We start from the raw sequence: 20,439 nt of genomic DNA on the forward strand, positions 1-20,439 counted from the left end.
GAATATGCACTTCGCTATGCAGAAGCCTCAGGATGTTCGGCGGCCCACACCGCGATCTGCGCGCGCGAGGTATAGCCGAGCTTCTCCATGATGTTGGCGATGTGCCTGGCCACGGTGGCCGGGCTGATCACGAGCTCCTCGGCGATGGCCCGGTTGGACAGCCCCCGGGTCAGCAGCGCGGCGATCTCCCGCTCGCGCGGGGTCAGCACCGAGTGCGGGACCCGGGCGGAACGCGGCCGGGGCGCCCGGTCGGCCGGCGCCGGCCGCTCCCCGTCGAGGACACGCTGGGCGGCGTCGGCGGGGCTCATCGTCCGGCCCCGCGACCAGAGCAAGGAGGCGCGGCCCTCACCGAGCTTGGCCCGGGCGCGGGCGAGCAGCTCCTCGATGCGGGTCGCGGCGGAGTGCTGGCCGATCGACTCCCGGAGCGTGGCCGCCGCGGCCGCGGCGAGGACCGCCGCCTCCAGGTCACCCTCGGCCTCGGCGAGCACCGACAGCCCCACGAGGCAGCGGGCCACGCCCTGGCGCTGCCCGGTGTGCCGGCTCAGTGACAGGCTCGCGCCCAGCCGTTCTCTGGCCGTGGCGAACTCGTGCAGCAGGGCCGCGACCCGCCCGGCGCGCGCCAGGCAGCGGGCCAGCTCGACTCCGGTGCCGAGCTCCCGCAGCCAGGTGACGGCCGCCTCGTAGTGGGCCATGGCCGTCACCAGGTCGCCACGCGCCTCGGCGACCGCGCCGAGCTGGGTCGCCACCCGGGCCAGGATCCACCGGTGGCCGTGCTCGCGCGCCCGCTCCAGCGCCTCCTCGCCGTACCGCTGGGCCTCGCGCAACCGGCCGCGCACCAGGGCCACGGCCGAGAGCCCGGCCAGCCCCGCCGCCTGGTTCCACTGGTCGCCGGCGGCCGTGGCCACGGCCAGGCACCGCTCGGCGTGGTGCAGCGCCTCCTCGGCCCGCCCCAGGCGCAACCACACCATGACCAGCAGGTTGTGCACGACGCAGGCCCGGAACCGGTCGTCGGCGAGGCCCGGCAGACTCTCCGTGGCCAGCTCAAGGGAACGGGGCAGCTCGTCGCGAGCCTCCAGGCCGTAGGCGAGGTAGGCCTTGGCCAGGGCGATCTGATGGACGGGCACCTGGCTCAGATCGAGGGCGAGCAGCCGCTCCACCCAGCCGACGATCTCCGTCAGGCCGCTCACCGGCAGCAGGCCCGTGCTGCGGAAGCACAGCCGCAGGCCCTGCGACGCGCTGCCCGACTCGATGGCCCAGTCGAGCGCCGCCCGCTGGTCGTCGAGCAGCGTGCGGCTCGCGGTCAGGGCGGCCAGCCGCCGCGCCCACGGCAGCCGGCGCTCGGTCAGCTCGGCCGTGAAGTGCCGCTGCATCAGCTCGCAGAGCACGTGCAGGTGACGGTCGCGGACGACCTCGTGCTCACCCGCCGCCGCCAGCCGCTCGGCGGCGAAACGCTTGATGGTCTCCAGCAGGCGGTAGCGCCTGCGAGATTCGTCACACAACACCAGGGACTTGTCGACCAGCCCGCCCAGCAGGTCGACGATCTCCGCCCCGGAGATGGGCAGCTCGGCGCACACCTGCTCGGCGAGGTCGAGGTCGAAGGACCCGGCGAAGACCGAGAGCCTGCGCAGCAGCACCTGCTCCTTGGCCGACAGCAGGTCGTGGCTCCACTCGACGGCGGCCCGCAGGGTGCGCTGCCTGGCCGGGGCGGTGCGCTCACCGGTGGTGAGCAGCGAGAAGCGGTCGTCGATCCGGTCGGCGATCTGCCCGGGGTTGAGCAGGCTGGTGCGGGCGGCGGCCAGCTCCAGCGCGAGCGGCAGCCCGTCGAGGGCCCGGCACAGGCGCGCCACGTCGGCCTGGCTCTCGGGACCCAGCCGGGTGCCCACGGCGGCCGCCCGGTCGCGGAAGAGCCGCACCGCCTCGGCGTCGGGCGCCCCGGGCTCGGGCAGGTCGAGCGGCGGCACCCGCCAGACCAGCTCGCTGGCGATGCGCAACGGCTCCCTGCTGGTGGCCAGGATGCTCAGCCGCCGGCACGAGGCGACGAGCCTGGCGCTCACCTCGGCGCAGCTGTCGACCAGGTGCTCGCAGTTGTCGAGCAGCAGCAGGCAGCGCGTGCCGCCCAGCCGCGCGGCCACGGTGTCGAGCAGCGGCCGGGTGTGCTCCTCGGGCACGCCCAGCACCCTGGCGATCTCGCGCACCACCAGCTCGGGCCGGTTGATCCTGGCCAGCTCGACCAGCCACACGCCACCGGAGTAGGAGGGCACCAGCCGGGCCGCGACGCGCAGGGCCAGCCGGGTCTTGCCGATGCCGCCGACGCCGCACAGGGTGACCACACGCGTGTCGCCGAACATCCCGCACAGGTCGTCGAGATCACGCTCGCGTCCGACGAACCGGTTGGGCTCGGCTGGGAGGTTGTGCCGGGGGGAGTCAGGCATGTGGTCACCCTGCGTCGCGGAAGGATCACACTCTTCCACAGTGTCGCACTTTTCACAGGGCGAGGGAGCTGACGACCGCCCTTTCGTCGACGACGCGCAGCGTGGGGTCGCCGAGCAGGCGTCTGGCCAGGTCGTACGGGGCGACGACGAGCGTGGCGGCGCGCTCGTGGGCCAGCACCCGGCAGCCGATCAGGCTGGGCTCGTGCGCGATCACGACGTGCGCGCCGGCCATCATGGCCAGGTCGAGCACCCGCAGGCCCTTGAACGCGTCGCTCACCGCCGCGAGCACGACGTCGTCGGGGCCGACCAGCAGCCGGGTGGCCAGCTTCCGCAGGTCTCCGGCCAGCTCGTCGTGGTGCAGGATCCGCTCACCGTCGACGCTCAGGGCGGGACCGGCCAGCGGCCCGAACTCGACCGTGCGCTCGCCGATCAGGTCGGCGAACGGCTTGGCCCCGGAGACGGGCTCCATGCTGAAGACGTGCTGCACGTCGACCGCGTCGGCGTCGAAGCCGCGATGGACGATCATCATCCGGGCGGTGCCGGAGGCGCCGAGCACGACGACGCCGCCGGACCAGGCGACGGAGTGCACGGCGACCGCCAGTCCGGCGCCGAGGGGCAGGTCGACGAGCACGCGGTCGCCGTAGCGGAGCCCGTGGCGGCGCAGCCCGGCCGCCACGTGCGTGACCCGCCGCGCGAAGGCGGCGTAGGACAGCACCTCGCCGGTCCTGACGTCGGTCACCGCCGGTCGGTCGCCCCGCGTCGGCGCCGCGCCCATCACCAGCTCTGTCCAGGTCATGCCGTCAATGTAGGGACCCCAGGCCTTCCCCGGCATGCACACAATTGTGCAACCCGGTATGTACCTCGCCCCGCTGAACCGGGACAAGCGCCCTAGTCTTGCTCCATGCGGGACGAGTCCGTCGAGCGCATCCTCGACGCCGCCTACGCGCGGATGCTGGCCGGTGGCCTGCGGCGGTTGACGGTCGACGAGGTCGCCAAGGAGGCGGGCCTGTCACGGATCACCGTCTATCGCCGCTTCGCGCGCAAGAGCGATCTGGTGCAGGAGGTCATCCTGCGCGAGCTGCGGAGATTTCTGCGTTCGTTCGAGCAGGCGGTGGCGCCCCTGCCGGACATGCCGGAGCGGGTGGTCGAGGGGTTCGCCGTCACCCTGCGCCTCGTTCGCGGGCATCCGCTGCTGAGCGGGCTGCTGGCCACCGAGCCGGAGACGATCCTGCCGCACCTCACGCTGGAGGCGGGGCCGTACCTCGCGGTGGCCAGGGAGTATCTGGCGGCGCATCTGAACACGCCGGACGCGCGGGCGGTCGCCGAGATGTTCATCCGCGTGGCGCTGTCGTTCGTGCTCACGCCGGACAGCGTCGTGCCGCTCGGCACTGACGAGCAGGCCCGCGCCTACGCCCGCAGGCACCTCGTCCCGCTCCTGCCATCAGAGGGGATCAACTAGACTTGGTAGGTCGCGACATCGCGCGGCCGACCCCACGACAAACAGATCGAGACTCATCATGCCTTTGAACAGCCGCGACGACCTGCGGAACATCGCGATCATCGCGCACGTCGACCATGGCAAGACCACGCTGGTCGACGCCATGCTCTGGCAGTCCGGGGCCTTCCGCGCCAACCAGGATGTCGACGACCGCGTCATGGACTCCAACGACCTCGAGCGCGAGAAGGGCATCACCATTCTCGCCAAGAACACCGCGGTCGAGCACGGCGGCATGACCATCAACATCATCGACACTCCCGGCCACGCCGACTTCGGCGGCGAGGTCGAGCGCGGCCTGTCCATGGTCGACGGTGTCGTGCTGCTGGTCGACGCCTCCGAGGGACCGCTGCCGCAGACCCGGTTCGTGCTGCGCAAGGCGCTGAGCGCGAAGATGCCGGTCATCCTGTGCATCAACAAGGTCGACCGGCCCGACGCCCGCATCAAGGAGGTCGTCGACGAGGTCTATGAGCTGTTCATGGACCTCGACGCGACGGAGGAGCAGATCGACTTCCCGATCGTCTACGCCTCGGGCAAGGCCGGCCGGGCCGCGCTCGCCCGCCCCGACGACGGCACCATGCCCGACTCCGAGGACCTCGAGCCGCTGTTCGAGATCATCAAGTCGACGATCCCGGCTCCCACCTACGACCCCAACGCGCCGCTGCAGGCCCACGTCACCAACCTCGACGCGTCCTCCTACCTCGGCCGCATCGCGCTCTGCCGGATCCACCAGGGCGTGCTGCGCAAGGGCCAGCAGGTGGCCTGGTGCCGCACCGACGGCTCGGTGCAGAAGGTGAAGATCACCGAGCTGCTGATGACCGAGGCGCTGGAGCGCAAGCCCGCCGAGGAGGCCGGGCCGGGCGACATCATCGCCATCGCCGGCATTCCCGACATCATGATCGGTGAGACGCTGGCCGATCCCGAGGACCCGCGCCCGCTGCCGCTGATCACCGTCGACGAGCCGGCCATCTCGATGACCATCGGCACCAACACCTCGCCGCTGGTCGGCAAGGCCAAGGGCACCAAGGTCACCGCCCGCATGGTCAAGGACCGCCTGGAGCGGGAGCTCGTCGGCAACGTCTCGCTGCGCGTGCTGCCCACCGAGCGTCCCGACACCTGGGAGGTGCAGGGCCGTGGCGAGCTGGCGCTGGCCATCCTGGTCGAGCAGATGCGCCGCGAGGGCTACGAGCTGACCGTCGGCAAGCCGCAGGTCGTCACCAAGCTCGTCGACGGCAAGGTGCACGAGCCGGTCGAGCGCCTGACGGTCGACTGCCCCGAGGAGTACCTGGGCGCGGTCACGCAGCTGCTGGCCGTCCGCAAGGGCCGCATGGAGCACATGACCAACCACGGCACCGGCTGGATCCGGATGGAGTTCGTGGTGCCCGCGCGCGGCCTGATCGGGTTCCGCACCGAGTTCCTCACCGAGACGCGCGGCACCGGGCTGGTGCACCACGTGTTCGACTCCTACGAGCCGTGGTTCGGCGAGCTGCGCACCCGCAACAACGGGTCGCTGGTGGCCGACCGCTCGGGTCCGGTGACCGCCTTCGCCATGCTCAACCTGCAGGAGCGCGGCACCCTGTTCGTCTCGCCGACGACCGAGGTCTACGAAGGCATGATCATCGGCGAGAACTCCCGGTCCGACGACATGGACGTCAACATCACCAAGGAGAAGAAGCTCACCAACATGCGCTCCTCCACCTCCGAGGAGACCGAGAAGGTGATCCCGCCGCGCGTGCTGTCGCTGGAGCAGGCGCTCGAGTTCATCCGCGAGGACGAGTGCGTGGAGATCACACCCGAGGCCGTACGCATCCGCAAGGTCGAGCTCAACGCCTCCACCCGCGGCCGGAGCGCGGCGCGGGCCAAGCGCGCCTGACGTCCTTCCGCACGGCCGGGTCCGCGCGTCCCACCGGGACGGCGGCGCCCGGCTCGGCCGCCGTCCTCGGTCTCCTCGGGCGACGACCAGGTCAGCTCCAGGTCAGCTCCGCGCCGAGGTGAGGACCACGTACCCGTCCCGGGCGAACCTCACCTCGTAGCCGTTCGCGACCAGCAGCCGCACCCGCTCGCGCTGCTCGGGCAGGTCGGCGAAGGGGAACGTGCGGCGCCCCGTCTCGGCCACCACCCATGGCGCCCAGCGGGGCGTGCGGTCCCAGAGCAGCACGGTGGTCCTGCCCGACAGGGCGGGCGCCAGGTTGTTGGCCGCCTCGACCAGCACGCCGTCGGGCACCACGGCGACCGCGGCCGCCGCCGCCCGCTCACGCCCGTCGAGGCGGTAGGAGTCGGGGTCGGCGAGGGCGGCCAGCGAGAAGAAGGGCACCGTGGCGACCGCGAACGCGAGCGCGCCCGCCGCCCACGCCCGGGGTAGCCAGGGAACTCTCCCCCGGACCCGCCGGACGGCGTCCACCCCACCGGCGAAGACGACCACCACGACGAACGCGTTGTAGTGGTATTCGGCCACCCACCAGTTGGGGAACGAGCCGGCCAGCATCCGCTCGGCGATCAGCGGCACCGCCATCGCGAACAACGGCGAGCCGAGCGCGGCCAGCAGGCTGACACCGAGCAGCAGGGCCAGCGTGACGAGCTTGACGGGCGGGGCGCCGAGCTGGGCGATCACCGTGAGCGGGTCGGTCAGCGCGGTGCGGGCGACGGCGGGCAGATCGGGGCCCAGCGCGCCGTACGCCCAGTAGTAGGTGGACCTGCCGCCGAACAGCGGGATCAGCACCTGGGACGCCAGCGCGGCGAACCCGAGCCCGCCGGCCACGAACGCACCGCCCAGCACCCGCCAGCCCCGCTGGAAGAGCAGGACCAGCCCGAAGCCCGCGACCAGTAGGCCCATGTCCTCCTTGACGCAGAGCAGCGCGAGGACGGCGAGCACCACGTGGCCGCGCCGGCCCGCCTGCCACCGTTCGAGGAGCAGGGCGGTCAGCAGGGGCGCGAAGGCGGCCTCGTGGAAATCGAAGGCGACGGCCTCGACCACCGGCCACGACAGGGTGTAGGCGACCGCGACCAGGTGCGCCACGGCCGGGCTGCCCAGGGCCCGCCTGGTGAAGACCCACAGCGGCACCGCCGCCGCGGCCATCAGCACCGCCTGGGCGACGAGCAGGGTCTGGGGACCGTCGAAGATCCAGTAGAGCGGCGCCAGCAGGGCGAGGATCGGCGACCAGTGGTCGCCGAGGACGGCGAAGCCGGGGCCGAAGTCGTTGTGGACGCCCTTGACGATGGCGACCGGAAGCTGGAAACGGGAGTAGGAGCGGACCGCCTGGTCGAAGATGACCAGGTCGTAGGCCCCGGCCCGGAACCCCGCGAACCGGGTCAGCGACAGCACGGCGTAGGCCAGGGCGGCCACCCCGGTGATCGCCCCCAGAATGATCCGGTGCCGGTCGAACCCGGCTCGGGTGCCGCTCTCCGGTCGCCGGACGTCCGTGTCGTGGCTGCTCGCCGTCACTTCAGCGCCGGGGCAGATCGCTGGCGCGTACGTGGGTGCCGAGCCACCCCACCAGCGGCTCGAAGGCGCGCCAGGTCTCGCGGACCCGGTCGGCCGCCTCGGCGGTGTGGATCCAGGGCTCGGGCGGGAACCGGTGTCCGGCGTGCAGGGACCTGTGGCGCAGCAGGTCGATGCGCGGATGGTCGTCGGAGAACCCACGCGGTTTCGTCTTGAGCCGATCGCCCTCCAGGGTGTGGCCCGCCGCCTGGAGAGCCGCGACCAGGGCGGCCAGCGACTTGCCGGTCAGGTCGTCGTCCACGGCCGCGCGGTAGCGGGCGACCTGGTCGGAAGCCTGGGTGTAGCAGCCGCCCGCGGTGTAGAGGCCGTCGGCGGAGATCTGGACGTAGAGCCCGATGCCGGGCACCAGGTCGACGAAAGCCCCCTGATGGGTCTTGTACGGCGACTTGTCCTTGGCGTAACGAACGTCGCGATAGGGGCGGAACAACTGGGCCTGGCCGAACTCCTGCGCCAGCTCCTCGGTGAGGGCCAGCATGGGCGCGCGCACCGCGTCGTCGTAGAAGTGCCGGTGACGGGTGAAGTACGTCTTGGAGTTGTCCGCCTCAAGGCCCTCGTAGAAGACGAAGGCCTCGTCGGGAAAGCCGGTGAAACCCATGCCGACAAGCGTGCCACGCCTCACTCGTGCTTCGTCCACCGATCCGTGTACTCCCGGCCGGGCACCGGCGTGGCACCGTACAGCTCCGAGACGGTGACGAACTTGAAGCCCTTCTTGGCGAGCGTGTCGAGCAGCTGGGGCACGGCCTCGATGGTCGTGCGGTGGATGTCATGCATGAGCACGATCTCTCCGGGTTTGGCGGCGCCCGCTCGCCGGGCCACGACCGAGGAGGCGCGGTCGCGCCAGTCGAGGGTGTCGAGGCTCCACAGGATCTGCGCCAGCCCCTCACGGCGGGTCTCGGCGGCCACCCTGGCGTCCGTGGCCCCGTACGGCGGCCGCATCATCCGCATCCGCACCCCGGTCAGCCTGCGCACGAGATTGTCGGTCTGGACGAGCTCGGCCCTGATCTGCTCCTCGGGGAGGGCCGTCAGCGGCGGATGGCTCCAGGAGTGGTTGCCGATCTCGTGGCCCTCGTCGACGATGCGGCGCGCGAGGCCGTGTGGGTCGGCGGCCACCATCTGGCCCAGCACGAAGAAGGTGGCCTTGGCCTCGCGGCCACGCAGCAGGTCGAGCAGCTTGCCGGTGTATTCACCGGGCCCGTCGTCGAAGGTGAGCGCGACGCACTTGTCACGCCGGCAGTTGACCGGGCGGCTGGCGGGCCAGTCGGGCTGCGCCCGCGCCAGCCGCTTGGCCAGGACCCGGGGGTCGACCACCGCCGGCGGACGGGCGGCCTGCTGACGTGTCTGGGGCCGCGTGCCGCAGGCCGTGACCGCCATCACCAGCAGCGCCAGAGCCAGTCCCCATATGTGCACGCTTCCCCCTGAAGGCACAGGGGGGCAGGCTATGGATAGTCCTGTGCCGGATCCCCCCGCAAGTCCTTGGCCAGGTCCTCCCACCATGGTGGGATATCGGCCTGCGGAGCGGTAAGGCGACGCGCCACTCTTAGGGCACATCCGACCGGATCCGTACCTAGATGCCGATGTTTCACTGGTCGGGCGCTTCGCGGGGCTCGGCGACGACCATGATGAGGCGGAGTTCGTCAGGCCCGTTGTTGGCGTAGCGATGGGGCCGATCGGCGGTGAAGACCACCGCGGCGTCGGTCCTGATCAGGTGGCTTCTGCCGTACACGGTGAGGGTGAGCTCACCCGCGAGGACAGTGAGCATCTCCCTGGTGCCGGGCGGGTGCGGATCGCCGTCGTGGTGCCCGCCGGGGCCGAGCCGCCAGTCCCACAGCTCCAGGATCGTCGGAGTGTCGGCGCCGACGAGCACCCGAGCGTGCACCTCGCCCTGGTCGAAGGTGACCACGTCGGCCTTCTCCACGATCCGGACCACCGGCACGTCGGCGACCTCGACCAGCCGGGCCACGGTCACGCCGAGCGCGGAGGCGATGCGGGTGAGGGTGGAGACGCTGGGGTTGGTCCTGGCCTGCTCGACCTGGACGAGCATGCCTTTGCTCACCCCCGAGCGTGCGGCCAGGGCGTCGAGGGTGAAGCCGCGGTGTGAGCGCTGTGCCCTGACGTTGCTGGCGATGGCCTGGGTGATCGTCTCCGGATCCTGCATGAGTGCAGTCTAGTGAACCCCGCTTGCAGTATATTGCACCTATTGTGTTGCACTAAGAGTGCACTCCACTGCACCAGATGGGAGAGACGTGACTGCGGTGATCCTGGCGACCGCCTGTGCGTTGGTCTACGGCACGGCCGACTTCTTCGGCGGGCTGGCGACCCGGCGTTCCCGGGTGTTCGCGGTCGTGGCCCTGTCGCAACTGGCCGGCCTGGCGCTGATCCTGGCCCTGCTCCCGCTGCTGCCCGGCCTGTTCGGCACCAGGGCGTTGCTCTGGGGGCTGGCCGCCGGTCTGGCGGGCGCGGCCGGGCTCGTGCTGTTCTACCGGGCGCTGGCCACCGGGGTGATGTCGGTGGTCGCGCCCACCACGGCGGTGACCTCCGCCGTGCTGCCGGTGCTGTTCGGGCTCGCCAGCGGCGAGCGGCCGCATCCCGTGGCGCTGACCGGGGTGGTGCTCGCGCTCGGCTCGGTGCTGCTGGTCAGCCAGGACCCGTCGGCCGCGAAGGGCGGCTCCGTGGGTTCGGTGCTGGTCGCGCTGGCGGCGGGCGCCGGGTTCGGCGGCTTCTTCATCCTGCTCGCGCTGGCCCCGGACGACGCCGCGCTGTGGCCGCTGGTCGGCGCCCGGCTCTCGTCGGTGACCATGGTCGTGCTGCTGGCCGTCGTCGCCGGGCGCACGCTGAAGCCGGCCGCCGGGGGGTTGCGCGTCATCGTCGCCGCCGGCCTGCTCGACATGCTGGCCAACGTCCTCTACCTGCTGGCCAAGGCCGAGGGCCTGCTCAGCCTGGTGGCGGTGCTGGTCTCGCTCTACCCGGCGAGCACGCTGCTGCTGGCCAGGCAGGTGCTCGGTGAGCGGCTGCACCCGATCCAGCTGACCGGGGTCGCCTGCGCGCTGGGGGCGGTCGCGCTCATAGCCGTTGCGTAGGCGACAAGCGCTTGCTACGTTTCGCCCGTGCGTCCCGACCGGGCACGGGCCCACAGTGAGTCGTTGAGACACCTGCTGGTGCCGTACGACTCGCCTGAGGCGTTCCTCCGACTGGTGGTGCCGCGCGTGCGCGACGCGCTGGCTGACGGCAGGCGGGTGCTCGCGGTCACCTGCGCGGCGAAGCTCGGGCTGCTGTCCGAGGCGCTCGGAGCCGACGCCGACCGGATCGACACCCGCCTGTCCGGCTCGTGGTACGCCCACCCGCACCGGACCCTGGCCGCCTACCACGAGTACGCGACGGGCCGGCGGACCCTGATCATCGGCGAGCCCACCTGGACGGGCCGGAGCGACCGGGAGATCCGCGAGTGGATCCGCTACGAGTCGGTGCTCAACGCGGCCCTGGGCGGCGCCGCGACCACCGTGCTGTGCCCGTACGACCCGGGACGGACACCTGAGGAGGTGTACAGCCACGGCCCCGTCACGCACCCGCTCACGCTGCGCGCCGACGGGGAGGTGGCCAACGCGCGGTTCGTGGAGCCGCACGAGCTGGTGCTGAGCGGCGACCTCGCGCCGCTGCCCGACCCGCACGGGCGGGTGGAGTCGCTGCGGTTCACCGCCCGCGAGCTGAAGGACCTGCGCCAGGCGGTCACCGACTACGCCAGGGCGGCCGGGATGTCCCGGAGCGACGTCGCCTCGCTGGTGCTCGGCGTCTCGGAGATAGCCGCCAACAGCGTCGAGCACGGCGCCGGGCACGGCCTGGTCAGGATGTGGGTGAACGGGAGGGAGCTGGTCTGCGAGATCGCCGAGCCGGGCGGCGCTCTGACCGACCCGTTACCGGGCTATATACCACCGGAGCCCGAATCCTCTCGGGGATACGGGCTCTGGATCAGTCGTCAGCTCTGTGATCTCGTCGAGCTGCGGACGGAGCGCGGAACGCTCCGGGTGCGCCTGCACATGCGTCTCGGTGACTAGGCCGCGCTCTGCGCGGGCACGCGCACGGCGCCCTCGGCGCGGGCGTACGGCTCCAGCGTGTCGCGCAGCTGGCGGCGGCCGCGGTGCAGCCGGGACATGACGGTCCCGATGGGAGTGCCCATGCGCTCGGCGATCTCCTTGTACGCGAAGCCCTCGACGTCGGCCAGGTAGACGGCCACGCGGAAGTCCTCGGGCAGCGCCCGCAGCGCGTTCATCACCACGTTGTCGGGCAGCCGGTCGAGCGCCTCGGTCTCGGCGGACCTGAGCCCGGTCGAGCTGTGCGACTCGGCGGCGTGCAGCTGCCAGTCCTCGATGTCCTCGGCTGCGGAGAGCTTCGGCGAACGCTGCTTCTTGCGGTAGTCGTTGATGAAGTTGTTGGTGAGGATGCGGTGCAGCCAGGCCTTGAGGTTGGTGCCCTCGCGGAACTGGTGGTAGGAGGTGTAAGCCTTGGCCACCGTCTCCTGGACCAGGTCCTCGGCGTCGGCGGCGTTGCGGGTCAGGCGCATGGCGGAGGCGAACAGCTGCGACGTCACCGGCACGACGTCGCGCTCGAACCAGTCCTGACGCTGCTCATCGGTCATCGTGATCAATTCATTCCCCCTTGCACTGTCCCCGTCTCGGCGCAGGCAGCGAAACCATGTTCGCAAAACCCCCGTAAGGGCCGCGTTAACGGTTGCGCCTGGTCAGAGAGGTAAAAAAGTCCCATTGCTCGCGGCATGCGTCATCACGTCCACGGCCGGACTAGTCTCATTATCATAACACTATCCATCCAATTTCCTAGAAAAAGTGGGCGGAGTCACATGAGATAGCGTATGGACATGGATTTCGTGGACCGTCACGACATGGAGGCACGTCACTGGGTGGCGGAGGCCATCCGCAAGGTGGAGGCCGACGCCAACCGGAGCTGTGACACACACCTGCATGTCTTCCCGCTGCCCCCGCGGTGGGGGGTAAACCTCTACTTGAAAGACGAGTCGGTACACCCGACCGGTTCACTGAAACACCGACTTGCCCGATCACTTTTCCTGTACGGCCTGGCCAACGGCTGGATCGGCCCCTCGACCACGATCGTCGAGGCGTCCAGCGGCTCCACGGCCGTGAGCGAGGCCTACTTCGCCCGCCTGCTCGGCCTGCCGTTCATCGCGGTGATGCCCGCCTCCACCTCACCGGAGAAGTGTCACCTGATCGAGTTCTACGGCGGCAAATGTCATTTGGTCGACGACCCGACCACGATCTATGACGAGTCTCACCGCCTGGCCGCCGAGACGGGCGGCCACTTCATGGACCAGTTCACCTACGCCGAGCGGGCGACCGACTGGCGCGGCAACAACAACATCGCCGAGTCGATCTACGCGCAGATGTCGCTGGAGCCGCACCCGGTGCCGGCCTGGATCGTGGTCGGCGCGGGCACCGGCGGCACCTCGTCCACGATCGGCCGCTACATCCGCTACCGCCGCCACGACACCCGCCTGGCCGTCGCCGACCCCGAGGGCTCGGCCTTCTACCCGAGCTGGGTGTCGGGCGACCCCTCGGTCACCGCGCCGGGCTCGCGGATCGAGGGCATCGGCCGTCCCCGGGTGGAGCCGTCCTTCCAGCCCACGGTGATCGACCGCATGGTGGCCGTGCCCGATGCCCGGTCGATCGCCGCCATGCACTGGGTGCGCGAGGTCACCGGCCGGGACGTCGGCGGCTCCACCGGCACCAACGTGGCCGCCTGCGTGGACCTGATCAGGGAGATGCGCGAGGCCGGCGAGCAGGGCAGCGTCGTCACCCTCATCTGCGACGGCGGCGAACGCTACCGGGGCACCTACTGCGACCCCGGCTGGCTCGCCGCCCAGGGCCTCGACATCCACCCGCACCTCGACGAGTTCCGGGCGTTCCTGCCCGACTGATCGGCTAGGCCGCCTTGGCCGGGTCGACCTCGAACAGCTTGGCCACGTCGTCGAGGATCGCGTGGGCGCCCTGGATGCCGACGGCGGTCATCCAGGTGAGGTCGTTCACCTCGTGCTTCTCGCCCTTGAGCTTGCCCCACAGCGGGTTGTTCACGAACTTCTCCTTGGGCCCGTCGGCGGCGGGGTCCGCGTAGGTCGCCACGAAGATGTGGTCGGCGTCCAGATCGGCGATGCGCTCCTGACTGACGTTGACCACGATCGAGTCGCTCACGGTGGGCTGGCCCTCCGGCCGGGGGAAGCCGATGTCCTTCATGACCAGGCCGGAGTAGGACTCCTCGACGTACAGGCGGGTCGTCGGCTCGCCCGCGAAACGGACGATGGAGATGGTCGGCAGCTCGCCCTCCTTCTCCTTGATCGCGGAGCCGATCTTCCCGGCCCGCTCCTCGAACGCCTTGAGCCTCGCCTCCGCCACGTCCTCCTTGCCGAGCGCCTGGCCCACCAGGCGGAGGTTCTCCTTCCAGATGGCGCCGGTCGTCTCGCTGAAGACGGTAGGAGCGATCTTGGCGAGCTTGTCGTAGAGCGCCTCGTGACGGACCTTGGCCGAGACGATCAGGTCGGGCTTGAGCGCGATGATCTTCTCCAGGCTCGGCTCCTCCAGCGTGCCGACGGCCGTGGCCTCCTTGCCGTACTCCTCGGCGACGGTGCCGAGGTAGTCGGGCAGCGCCGTGTCGATCGACCGGTAGGTGGTGTATCCGACCACCGGCGTCTCCAGTGTCAGCACCGCGTCCACGAAGCTCTGGTCCAGCGCCACCACCCGCTTGGGCCGACTGGGGATCACGGTCTCGCCCATCGCGTGCTTGACGGTGCGGAACGGCCCGGCCGAGCTCTCCGGAGCGGCGGACTCGGCGGTCTCGGTCGAGCCGCAAGCGGCCAGACCCGCCACCAGAACGGCCCCTACCAGCGCACGCAACGATTTCATCGAGAACCCTTCTTAGCTTAGGCAACCCTTAATTAAGTTAGCCGTGCCTAACCTGGCATACTTCTCCGGGATCGGGCAAATGCTGGAGGGACGAGTGGGAGCAACCGCTGTCGCGCCACGCTCGCACACCCTCCGCCACCGGCGTCTCCTTCTGCTCACCGTGCTGCTGGGAGCCGTCTGCGTGACCGTGGTGCTGAGCGTCACGGTCGGGTCCAGGCCCGTGCCGCCGGCCGACGCCTGGCAGGCGCTCACCGCCCCCACCGGCACCGAGAGCCACATCATCATCCGCTCGCTGCGCGTCCCGAGGACCGTGCTCGGCGTGCTGGCCGGCCTCGCGCTCGGCGTGGCGGGCGCGCTCATGCAGGGCCACACCCGCAACCCGCTCGCCGACCCCGGTCTGCTCGGCGTCACCCAGGGCGCCGCCTTCGCCATGGTGGCCTCGATCATCCTGCTCGGCGCCCAGAGCCTGCTCGCCTACATCTGGTTCGGCCTGGCCGGAGCTCTGATCGCCAGCGTGGGCGTGTTCGCGCTCGGCATGGTCGGCGGCCGGGGCGGCCCCACGCCCGTCACGCTCGCCCTCGCGGGCACCGCCGTCAGCGCCTTCCTCTACGCGCTGACCTCGGCCATCGTGCTCCTCGACGAGCAGGCCATGGACGTGTTCAGGTTCTGGCAGGCGGGTTCGATCGCCGCGCGCGGCCCTGACGTGGTCTGGCAGGTGCTGCCGTTCGTCGTGGCCGGCCTGGTGCTGGCCATGGTCAACGCCCCCGGCCTGAACGCGCTCTCCCTCGGCGAGGACGTCGCGCGCGGCCTCGGGCAGCGCATCGGCCTCACCCGGGGCGTCGGCGTCGCCGCCGTCACGCTGCTCACCGGCGCCGCGGTGGCCGCCTGCGGGTCCCTGGCCTTCGTCGGCCTGATCGTGCCGCATCTGGCCCGCTCGCTGTCCGGCACCGATCACCGTTGGCTGCTGCCCTACTCCGGCCTGATCGGCGTCGCGCTGCTGCTGCTCGCCGACGTGATCGGCCGCGTCGTCGCCCCTCCCGGCGAGCTGGAGGTCGGCGTGGTGCTCGCCCTGCTCGGCGCCCCCTTCTTCGTCGCGCTGGTCCGCCGCAGGAAGCCGGTGCGGCTGTGACGACCGTCCTCGCGCTCCGCGTCGCGGGCCTGTCCTGGCGGGTACGCCCCCGCGCCGCCGCCGTCACGCTGGGCGGCCTCCTGCTGCTCGGCGTGCTCATGGCACTGAACATGCGCATCGGCGACATCCAGATGAGCCTGGCCGAGGTGGCGCGGGCCACGTTCGACACCGCGAGCGCCGGCCACTTCGTCATCATGGATCTCCGCCTGCCCCGCACCCTGACCGGCGCGCTGGTGGGCGCCGCGCTGGCGCTGTCCGGCGCGATCATCCAGTCCATCGCCCGCAACCCGCTGGCCAGCCCCGAGATCCTCGGGGTCACCACCGGCGCCTCGGTCGCCGTCGTGGCCGGCGTCGTGGTCAGCGGCAGCGCGTACGGCGGCGCCAGCGGGCTGCTCTCCACCCTCGGCATCCCGGCGCTTGCCCTGGCCGGCGGGCTCATCGGCGCCGTGATCGTCTACACGCTGGCCTGGCGGCGCGGGCTCGACGGCTACCGGCTGGTCCTCGTCGGCATCGGCGTGGCGGCCGTGTTCACCAACGTCAAGTTCTGGCTGCTGACCATCGGCGACGTCAACGACACCAGCCGGGCCATGGTCTGGATCAGCGGCTCGCTCAACGGCCGCGGCTGGGAGCATGTCCGGCCCGTCGGCGTGGCCCTCGCCGTGCTCATCCCGCTGGCGCTGCTCGGCGCCCGCTCGCTCGACGCGCTGCGCTTCGGCGACGACACCATCACCGGGCTGGGCGTGCGGATGAACCTCTCGCGGGCCCTGCTGATCCTCGCGGCCGTGCTGCTCGCCGCCGTCGCCACCGCCTCGGCCGGGCCGATCGCGTTCGTCGCGCTGGCCGCGCCGCAGATCGCGCTCCGGCTGGCCCGCTGCGCGCAGCCACCGCTGCTGTCGTCGGCCGTCGTGGGCGCCCTGCTCACCACCGGCGCCGACCTGATCGCGCGCACCGCCTTCTCCCCTGTCGAGCTGCCCGTGGGCATCGTGACCGCGGTGCTCGGCGCGCCGTACCTGATTCATCTGATCTGGAGGGCACGCACTTGAGGCTCCAGGCCGCCGCCGTCAAGCTCGGCTACGGCGAACGAACCGTCGTGGACGGGCTCGACCTCGTCATCGAGCCGGGCACGGTCACCGCGATCATCGGCCCCAACGGCTGCGGCAAGTCCACGCTGCTGCGCGCCCTCGGCCGCCTGCTCAAGCCGCGAGGCGGCGAGGTGCTGCTCGACGGCAAGCGCATCGACCGCATCCCCACCCGCGAGGTGGCCAAGGTGCTCGGCCTGCTCCCCCAGGCGCCCACCGCGCCGGAGGGCCTGACCGTCGCCGACCTGGTCGTCAGGGGCCGCCACCCGCACCAGACCTGGTATCGGCAGTGGTCGTCGGACGACGAGGCGGCCGTGAGCGAGGCGCTGGCCATGACCGGGCTGGCCGACCTGGCCGAGCGCCCGCTGGACGAGCTGTCCGGCGGGCAGCGGCAGCGGGCCTGGATCTCCATGGCCCTGGCCCAGGGCACCGACCTGCTGCTGCTGGACGAACCGACCACCTTCCTCGACCTGGCTCACCAGGTGGAGGTCCTGGAGCTGGTCCGCCACCTGCACCAGGCGGCCGACCGGACCATCGTGATGGTGTTGCACGACCTCAACCTGGCGGCCCGTTACGCCGACCGGCTGGTGGCCATGCGCGAGGGCCAGGTGATCATCGCCGGCGCCCCGCACGAGGTGCTGACCGAGGAGCTGTTGCGCGAGGTGTTCGAGCTGGACGCCAAGGTGATCACCGACCCGGTGGCGGGCACGCCGCTGGTCATCCCGATCGGGCCGCACCGCTAGCGACCGGCGCCCCGCTCATGGTCGCTCGGCGAGCGCCCGCCGGATCTCCTCGTCGTCGGGCGCCAGCTCCTGGGCTCGCAACAAATCGGCTCGGGCCAGCGCGGGCTGCCCGCACCTCCGGAGCGCGAGCGCCCGGTTGAACCTGACCTCCGCCCCCTCCTCCAGCTCGATCGCCCGGCTCAGGTCGGCGACGGCGCTCTCGTACTCGCCCTCGCCGAACGCGACCGCGCCGCGCCCCGCCCAGGCCGCCGCCAGCCGCGGCTCGCGTTCCAGCGCCGAGTCGAACGCCTTGCGGGCCTCCAGCGCGTGCCCCTCCGCCGCCTCGATCTGCCCCAGCACGCAGAGCAGGTACGGGTTGCCGGCATCGCGCTCGGCGTCGGCCCTGGCCCTGGCCGGCTCGTTCAGCGCCACGAGCAGCCCGGCCCGGTTGACGTAGGCGTCGGTGAAACCGGGATCCAGCTCGATCGCGTGATCGAGGTCCGCGAGCGCGCCCGCGAGGTCGCCGGCGGCGAAACGGATCTCGGAGCGGTTGTAGTAGGGCTCGGGGAAGGGCGGGCCGACCCGCATGGCCGTCTCGTAGTCGGCCGTCGCCTCGGCCGGACGGCCCAGGCGGTGCAGCAGGTTGCCCCGGTCGAGGTAGTAGTCGGGATAACCGGGATCGGCCGCGACGACCGCGTCGAGATCGCGCAGCGCGCCGGCGAGGTCGCCCCGCTGGGCCGCCAGCTGGGCCCGGTTCGCCCGCAGCACGAGCTTGTGGATGGGGTGCCGGCCGGGCTCTAGGTCGCGCTCGGCCAGCTCGACGGCCTCCTGGACAAGCCGCTCGGCCTGCGCAAAACGCCCTCTGCGCACCTCGACCAGCGCCTTGCCGTTGAGGTCGAAGCTCAGGTGGAAGGCCCGCTCGCCGCGATCGGGCAGCAGCGAGGTGAGCGCGACCGCCTGGTTGATCCAGGCCATCGCCTCCTCGGGGTCGCGCTCGCCGGGGTCGTGGTGGCGGACGAGCAGCATCGCGGTGGCGTAGGCGGCTGTGGCGAGCTCCTTGGGCCGGGTGCTGACCCGGCGGGCGCGGTCGAGCAGGTCGCGGGCCTCGCCCTCCCGGTCGAGGGCGGCCAGCGCGGTGGCCGTACGGTGCAGCAGCGTCCACCACTCCTCGCCGTCCTCGTCCAGCGTGGGCAGTAGCGCCAGGCCGGCCTCGGCCATGGCGTGGTGGAAGCCCTCGTTGCGGTAGCGGTCGAGCTCGGCCGCGGGCGGGACGACAGGCCGCGGGCGTGGCGGCCCGGGCGGAGAGATCACCACCGTGACGGACGCGGCGGGCACGCGACGCCTCAGGACCGCCAGGAATTCAGTATCGGTCGGGTCCGATTCTTCGGCATTATTCACCCGTAAAGTCAGCGGCACACTCCGCGCCACATGATCCCGGACGAACTCCGCCAGCCCGTTCGCCAGGCGGAGCGTCCGCAGGGGTGCGGGCACCAGGATGCGTTCGTCCTGCGGCAGCCGGTCGGCCAGCGAGGTCCTCCGGGCGGGGACCAGGTCGCGCAGACCGGGCGCGGCGGCTCTGATCTCGATGTCGTGCGCGGCCACCAGATCCGGCGCAGCCTCGGGGAGCAGCGCCGTGAGCAGCCCAGACGCCAGCGTGTAAGGGCCGCGCAGCCTGCGGTCGGCGTCAACCGTGATCTCTCGCAGAGTCACTCCCGGAGAAGACGGAAACCGGCGTCACCACCGCAGACGCCGGCCTCATCCGTGCGTTCAGGACAGGTCAGGCCGAGTGCTTCGGACTCGCGGCTCCGGACAGCTTGACGGTGCCGGGTTTGTGGACGACGACTCTCTTCATTGAGCGCCCTTTCCGATCAGTTTCCGAGGACCGCTCAATGTCAACACGGCACCGGTCAAACGACAAGGCATCAACCGGTAAGTGACATATCCGAATTGATTATGTGTCAGTCCCCAAGGATCGCGTCCACGAACACCTCGGGGTCGAACGGAGCCAGATCGTCGGGCCCCTCGCCCAGCCCGGCCAGTTTGACCGGCACCCCCAGCTCGCGCTGCACCGAGATGACGATGCCGCCCTTGGCCGTGCCGTCGAGCTTGGTCAGCGCGATGCCGGTGATGTTGACCACCTCGGCGAAGACCTGCGCCTGCCGCATGCCGTTCTGGCCGGTGGTGGCGTCGAGGACCAGCAGCACCTCGTCGACGGTGGCCTTCTTCTCGATGACCCGCTTGACCTTGCCCAGCTCGTCCATCAGGCCGGTCTTGGTGTGCAGCCGGCCCGCCGTGTCGACGATGACCACGTCGACCTTGTCCAGGATGCCCTTGGCGGTGGCGTCGAAGGCCACGGAGGCCGGGTCGCCGGCCTCCGGCCCGCGCACCACCTCGGCCCCGACCCGGTCACCCCAGGTCTGCAGCTGGTCGGCCGCCGCCGCGCGGAACGTGTCGGCCGCGCCGAGCACGACCGTCTTGCCGTCACCGATGAGCGAGCGGGCGAGCTTGCCGGTCGTGGTGGTCTTGCCGGTGCCGTTGACGCCCACGACGAGCACCACCGCGGGCCGCTCACCATGCCTCTGGACGTGCAGGGTGCGGTCGAGATCGGGATTGACCTGGGCCAGCAACTGCTCGCGGAGCAGGGCGCGCACCTGGTCGGGCGTGCGGGTGCCGAGCACCTTGACCTTGGTCTGCAGCTCCTCGACGATGGCGCGGGTGGGCGCCACACCGACGTCGGCGGTGATCAGCGCCTCCTCGATCTCGTCCCAGACCTCGTCGTCGAGGCGGTCACGGGAGAGCAGCTCCAGCAGCCCCCGGCCGAGCGCGCTCTGCGAGCGGGCCAGCCTGGACCGCAGCCGCACCATCCGACCGGCGGACGGCGGCGGCACCTCCACCTCGGGCGGCACCACGACCGGCTCGGCCGGTTTGACCGGAGGCGGGAGCGTGGTGGTGGCCCCCTCACCTTCCTCGCCACCTGGAGCCGCTCGCTTCTCCTTCTCCTCCGGAGGCACAAGCGTCTGCGGCGGCTCGGCCGGTGGCGCGGCCTTGCCTCCCGGTCTGAAGAGCAGGAACAGGCCGCCCGCCGCCACGAGGGCGACGAGGACCACGATCACGATGACGCCGAGATAACCATCCACAAGACGTCAGTTTTCCAGATCGACCG

18 protein-coding genes are annotated in these 20,439 nt (G+C 71.3%); 8 read left to right on the plus strand and 10 right to left on the minus strand.

Annotated elements, in window-relative coordinates; translation table 11 throughout:
* Window positions 1-14: 14 nt before the first annotated feature.
* Both AC5L3X_RS05015 and AC5L3X_RS05020 read right to left on the minus strand, forming a co-directional pair.
* Complete coding sequence (locus AC5L3X_RS05015; protein WP_494855402.1) at window positions 15-2,432, minus strand: LuxR C-terminal-related transcriptional regulator; 2,418 nt, start codon at window positions 2,430-2,432, stop codon at window positions 15-17.
* 52 nt (window positions 2,433-2,484) lie between these two features.
* On the minus strand, window positions 2,485-3,228 hold the full coding sequence (locus AC5L3X_RS05020) for an AMP-binding protein (protein WP_494855404.1): 744 nt from the start codon (window positions 3,226-3,228) through the stop codon (window positions 2,485-2,487).
* Window positions 3,229-3,333: 105 nt separating this feature from the next.
* Between AC5L3X_RS05020 and AC5L3X_RS05025 the strand changes: the two genes are divergently transcribed.
* A complete protein-coding gene (locus AC5L3X_RS05025; protein ID WP_189123380.1) occupies window positions 3,334-3,891 on the plus strand; it encodes a TetR/AcrR family transcriptional regulator in 558 nt (185 codons plus the stop codon).
* A gap of 58 nt (window positions 3,892-3,949) precedes the next feature.
* On the plus strand, window positions 3,950-5,800 hold the full coding sequence (typA, locus tag AC5L3X_RS05030; RefSeq protein WP_189123379.1) for a translational GTPase TypA: 1,851 nt from the start codon (window positions 3,950-3,952) through the stop codon (window positions 5,798-5,800).
* A gap of 102 nt (window positions 5,801-5,902) precedes the next feature.
* Here the strand turns inward: typA and AC5L3X_RS05035 are convergent, their stop codons facing one another.
* From AC5L3X_RS05035 to AC5L3X_RS05050, 4 genes are all read right to left on the minus strand, one after another.
* Window positions 5,903-7,369: a DUF2079 domain-containing protein gene (locus AC5L3X_RS05035; protein WP_494855405.1), complete on the minus strand. Its 1,467-nt coding sequence runs from the start codon at window positions 7,367-7,369 to the stop codon at window positions 5,903-5,905.
* 1 nt (window position 7,370) lies between these two features.
* Window positions 7,371-8,021, minus strand: coding sequence for a DUF2461 domain-containing protein (locus AC5L3X_RS05040; RefSeq protein WP_494855407.1), 651 nt, complete (start codon window positions 8,019-8,021; stop codon window positions 7,371-7,373).
* A 20-nt stretch (window positions 8,022-8,041) separates the two neighbouring features.
* Window positions 8,042-8,833, minus strand: coding sequence for a polysaccharide deacetylase family protein (locus tag AC5L3X_RS05045; protein WP_494855408.1), 792 nt, complete (start codon window positions 8,831-8,833; stop codon window positions 8,042-8,044).
* Between the two features lie 172 nt (window positions 8,834-9,005).
* Window positions 9,006-9,581 (minus strand): helix-turn-helix domain-containing protein, encoded by a 576-nt coding sequence (locus AC5L3X_RS05050; RefSeq protein WP_189123376.1) that lies wholly within the window; start codon window positions 9,579-9,581, stop codon window positions 9,006-9,008.
* Window positions 9,582-9,669: 88 nt separating this feature from the next.
* Between AC5L3X_RS05050 and AC5L3X_RS05055 the strand changes: the two genes are divergently transcribed.
* On the plus strand, window positions 9,670-10,503 hold the full coding sequence (locus AC5L3X_RS05055) for an EamA family transporter (RefSeq protein WP_494855410.1): 834 nt from the start codon (window positions 9,670-9,672) through the stop codon (window positions 10,501-10,503).
* A 63-nt stretch (window positions 10,504-10,566) separates the two neighbouring features.
* Window positions 10,567-11,475, plus strand: coding sequence for an anti-sigma factor RsbA family regulatory protein (locus AC5L3X_RS05060; RefSeq protein ID WP_494855411.1), 909 nt, complete (start codon window positions 10,567-10,569; stop codon window positions 11,473-11,475).
* Here AC5L3X_RS05060 and AC5L3X_RS05065 read toward each other — a convergent pair.
* The gene (locus tag AC5L3X_RS05065; RefSeq protein WP_225262396.1) at window positions 11,472-12,056 is read right to left on the minus strand and encodes a sigma-70 family RNA polymerase sigma factor; all 585 of its coding nucleotides are present in this window, start codon (window positions 12,054-12,056) and stop codon (window positions 11,472-11,474) included. The two genes, AC5L3X_RS05060 and AC5L3X_RS05065, sit on opposite strands and share 4 nt — an antisense overlap.
* Before the next feature lie 237 nt (window positions 12,057-12,293).
* On the opposite strand from AC5L3X_RS05065, the gene AC5L3X_RS05070 reads away from it, so the two are divergent.
* Entirely contained in the window at window positions 12,294-13,367 is a 1,074-nt protein-coding gene (locus tag AC5L3X_RS05070) for a PLP-dependent cysteine synthase family protein (protein WP_189123372.1), read from the plus strand.
* A gap of 4 nt (window positions 13,368-13,371) precedes the next feature.
* On the opposite strand, the gene AC5L3X_RS05075 is transcribed toward AC5L3X_RS05070, so the two are convergent.
* Complete coding sequence (locus tag AC5L3X_RS05075; RefSeq protein WP_494855414.1) at window positions 13,372-14,346, minus strand: ABC transporter substrate-binding protein; 975 nt, start codon at window positions 14,344-14,346, stop codon at window positions 13,372-13,374.
* Window positions 14,347-14,440: 94 nt separating this feature from the next.
* Between AC5L3X_RS05075 and AC5L3X_RS05080 the strand changes: the two genes are divergently transcribed.
* Genes AC5L3X_RS05080 through AC5L3X_RS05090 form a run of 3 tightly spaced genes read left to right on the plus strand, consistent with a single transcriptional unit; the run spans window position 14,441 to window position 17,297 of the window.
* Entirely contained in the window at window positions 14,441-15,475 is a 1,035-nt protein-coding gene (locus tag AC5L3X_RS05080) for a FecCD family ABC transporter permease (RefSeq protein WP_494855416.1), read from the plus strand.
* Complete coding sequence (locus AC5L3X_RS05085) at window positions 15,472-16,518, plus strand: FecCD family ABC transporter permease (protein WP_494855417.1); 1,047 nt, start codon at window positions 15,472-15,474, stop codon at window positions 16,516-16,518. The genes AC5L3X_RS05080 and AC5L3X_RS05085 overlap by 4 nt, the downstream gene beginning before the upstream one ends.
* Window positions 16,515-17,297, plus strand: a complete 783-nt coding sequence (locus AC5L3X_RS05090) for an ABC transporter ATP-binding protein (protein ID WP_494855419.1) — start codon at window positions 16,515-16,517, stop codon at window positions 17,295-17,297. Before AC5L3X_RS05085 ends, AC5L3X_RS05090 begins: the two co-directional genes overlap by 4 nt.
* Window positions 17,298-17,312: 15 nt before the next feature.
* On the opposite strand, the gene AC5L3X_RS05095 is transcribed toward AC5L3X_RS05090, so the two are convergent.
* Both AC5L3X_RS05095 and ftsY read right to left on the minus strand, forming a co-directional pair.
* A complete protein-coding gene (locus AC5L3X_RS05095) occupies window positions 17,313-18,986 on the minus strand; it encodes a tetratricopeptide repeat protein (RefSeq protein ID WP_494855421.1) in 1,674 nt (557 codons plus the stop codon).
* Between the two features lie 248 nt (window positions 18,987-19,234).
* On the minus strand, window positions 19,235-20,413 hold the full coding sequence (ftsY, locus tag AC5L3X_RS05100; protein ID WP_494855423.1) for a signal recognition particle-docking protein FtsY: 1,179 nt from the start codon (window positions 20,411-20,413) through the stop codon (window positions 19,235-19,237).
* Between the last annotated feature and the right edge of the window lie 26 nt (window positions 20,414-20,439).

The organism is Nonomuraea sp. CX421, from assembly GCF_059358955.1.

Bases quoted from the DNA above. Each gene is read 5' to 3' on its own strand.
- AC5L3X_RS05015 (WP_494855402.1), bottom strand. From the start codon at position 2,432: ATGCCTGACTCCCCCCGGCACAACCTCCCAGCCGAGCCCAACCGGTTC.
- AC5L3X_RS05020 (WP_494855404.1), bottom strand. From the start codon at position 3,228: ATGACCTGGACAGAGCTGGTGATGGGCGCGGCGCCGACGCGGGGCGAC.
- AC5L3X_RS05025 (WP_189123380.1), top strand. From the start codon at position 3,334: ATGCGGGACGAGTCCGTCGAGCGCATCCTCGACGCCGCCTACGCGCGG.
- typA (WP_189123379.1), top strand. From the start codon at position 3,950: ATGCCTTTGAACAGCCGCGACGACCTGCGGAACATCGCGATCATCGCG.
- AC5L3X_RS05040 (WP_494855407.1), bottom strand. From the start codon at position 8,021: ATGGGTTTCACCGGCTTTCCCGACGAGGCCTTCGTCTTCTACGAGGGC.
- AC5L3X_RS05050 (WP_189123376.1), bottom strand. From the start codon at position 9,581: ATGCAGGATCCGGAGACGATCACCCAGGCCATCGCCAGCAACGTCAGG.
- AC5L3X_RS05065 (WP_225262396.1), bottom strand. From the start codon at position 12,056: ATGACCGATGAGCAGCGTCAGGACTGGTTCGAGCGCGACGTCGTGCCG.
- AC5L3X_RS05070 (WP_189123372.1), top strand. From the start codon at position 12,294: ATGGATTTCGTGGACCGTCACGACATGGAGGCACGTCACTGGGTGGCG.
- AC5L3X_RS05075 (WP_494855414.1), bottom strand. From the start codon at position 14,346: ATGAAATCGTTGCGTGCGCTGGTAGGGGCCGTTCTGGTGGCGGGTCTG.